The organism is Mesorhizobium sp. WSM4846 (assembly GCF_055811415.1).
This window is the reverse complement of record NZ_JBVVPZ010000090.1, coordinates 1-2,087: the sequence shown is the minus strand read 5'-3', so window position 1 is coordinate 2,087 and position 2,087 is coordinate 1. Positions and strand designations below refer to the sequence as shown.

Annotated in this window: 2 protein-coding genes and 1 pseudogene; 2 read left to right on the top strand and 1 reads right to left on the bottom strand. The window is 51.9% G+C overall.

Annotated elements, in window-relative coordinates:
* The coding region (locus AC0L15_RS33115) for a LysR family transcriptional regulator (RefSeq protein WP_473498394.1) at positions 1-124 on the bottom strand (124 nt) is incomplete at its 3' end.
* Between the two features lie 124 nt (positions 125-248).
* Here AC0L15_RS33115 and AC0L15_RS33110 point away from each other — a divergent pair.
* Together AC0L15_RS33110 and nolL are read left to right on the top strand one after the other, a co-directional pair.
* Positions 249-652: pseudogene (locus AC0L15_RS33110) on the top strand (NodA family N-acyltransferase); the annotation flags it as partial.
* 194 nt (positions 653-846) lie between these two features.
* Positions 847-1,968 (top strand): nodulation factor fucose acetyltransferase NolL, encoded by a 1,122-nt coding sequence (gene nolL, locus AC0L15_RS33105; RefSeq protein ID WP_473498393.1) that lies wholly within the window; start codon positions 847-849, stop codon positions 1,966-1,968.
* The last annotated feature ends 119 nt before the right edge of the window (positions 1,969-2,087 follow it).

Below are 2,087 nucleotides of genomic sequence, written 5' to 3'. Positions count from 1 at the left end.
CGACGGCCGCGCTCATGGCCGGCTGACTTAGGTTGATGCTGCTTGCCGCCGCCGACAGGTTGCGCTGGGTCAGCAGTGCGTCGAGCACGACGAGAAGGTTCAGATCAAGGCCTTTGAAGCGCATCGCTTCCACTTATCCATAGCGTGAATGCTCACGATCTAAACAATCGATTTTACCAAACTTCCAGGGCGCTGCATAGATGACCGCACCTGACATGCACCCGATCACGCCACGGCTTCTGTAGCGTGTGCTGGGAAATGACTTGCAAGTAGCCGATCATGTCGAGCTCTCCGCTTTCTTCCGAAAGGCCTCTGGGCCGACAGGGGCCTTCATGCGGTCGTAGCTGGGCCGGCGCAAGGCCGGAGGTTCGCGCAATCGGCTCTATGTGCACGGCGTAGCGGCTTACTTGGACCTGCTGCGCCGTTCATCACGGTTGGCGAGGTTGATTTCTTGGTAGGCGAACTCGGATTGTACAGGGTGCATCCGGATCTTGAGAGACTCGGAATGAGCCATTCTATCCACGTCATCCGTCCGGTGCAGCAGCAGCTTGGCATTCCATTCGCCTTTGGCACGATTCGGCACGCGCTGCGGAATCATCTTGAGAGGTTCTGCAGAGACGTCCTGGCGACCATAGTGCCGGGCCATCGCCTCGCCACACATGATCGCGACCGCCACTGCGCTCCAGGTTTGCGATCAGGCACTGGGATTTCGTCCGCTCGGTTGCAGCCAGTCGGCCCTCGATACCACGCCCCGATCCGCGTAAACTTCGATCTTTTCACCGAAACTGGCGTGCTCGCCGTGCCCAGAAACGGCCGTAGCAACCGCAACAGATGGGCTGGAGTCTGATGCTTGATCAAATAACAGTCGGAGCGAAGGGACGCGGCTCGCGCCCAGCAGAGACGCACGACCGAGACCTAAGCCTTGATTTCGCCAAAGGTATACTAATTACTTTAGTGATAATTGGGCACTTAGTACAATATTTAATTTATCGAGGTACTGACGATTTCTGGACGTCTCCGTATTATAAGTCGATCTACATGTTTCATATGCCTCTCTTTATGGCGATAAGTGGATATGTTTCTTCTGGGGCAATTTTGCGAAAACCGTTCATTCAAGGGGTCGGCAATCGAGCAACGCAGTTACTACTACCAATGCTTTTTTGGTGTGCGTTAATTTGGACACTAAAGTCCGCCATGATCCCTCCTGCGACAAGCTTAACTGATGGATTGCTGGACTTTTCGAAGGAACTCATTGGAACATACTGGTTCATATGGGCGGCGTTTATCTCTTTCATTCTAATTAGACTGTTTACGATTTCCAATCGCGTATCGATGTGGATTATAAGCGCATCTGCAATTGCAGTCGCATGCGCGCCCATCACATTATCAATAGCCCCGTCATTAAGATACACTTACCCATTTTATTGTCTCGGGTTCTTGCTTGCGCAGCCGATTGGATGGCAGAAAATTATCATTTGGGCAGACAAATCAATTTTTGTAGTTTTGCTGTCAATAACAGCTTTGATATGCTTTATTTTGTGGGGAAAGGAGACTTACGCTTACAACAATCTCGTATTAATTCATGATAAACAGTCGGCTGAACAAGCATTTCTGATGTTCACTGGCTCGGCAGCAGCTTCTGCAGTAGCGATGCAGCTTATGTTCCGGTGCTGGAGAATTGTCTATTCAACTAGAGTAGCTCAGTTTGTCGCGGTGGAGCTTGGTCAGAGCACGCTGCTGCTTTACCTGGTCCAAGGTGCCGTGTTTCGCCTCATGGATGTGATACAGTTTGGAGAACTCTGGAATCTCACGACCAGAATCGCGTTCGCAAGTGTGGTTGGAGTGGCGATTGTCGTCACGGCGATGGCAATTCGCAAGATTGCGCGCGACCTTGGATATGTGTCGCAGATCCTCGTCGGAGCGCCGCCACGCCCAAGTCTGCTCAAATCTCAATCTGCAATGAATTAGCCACCCACAATGGTCGCGATGACAAGCAACCACGTTACGGACAGATGAGGCATGCGTTTCAAAGGCCTTGATCTGAACCTTCTCGTTGTGCTCGACGCACTGCTGACCGAGCGCAACCT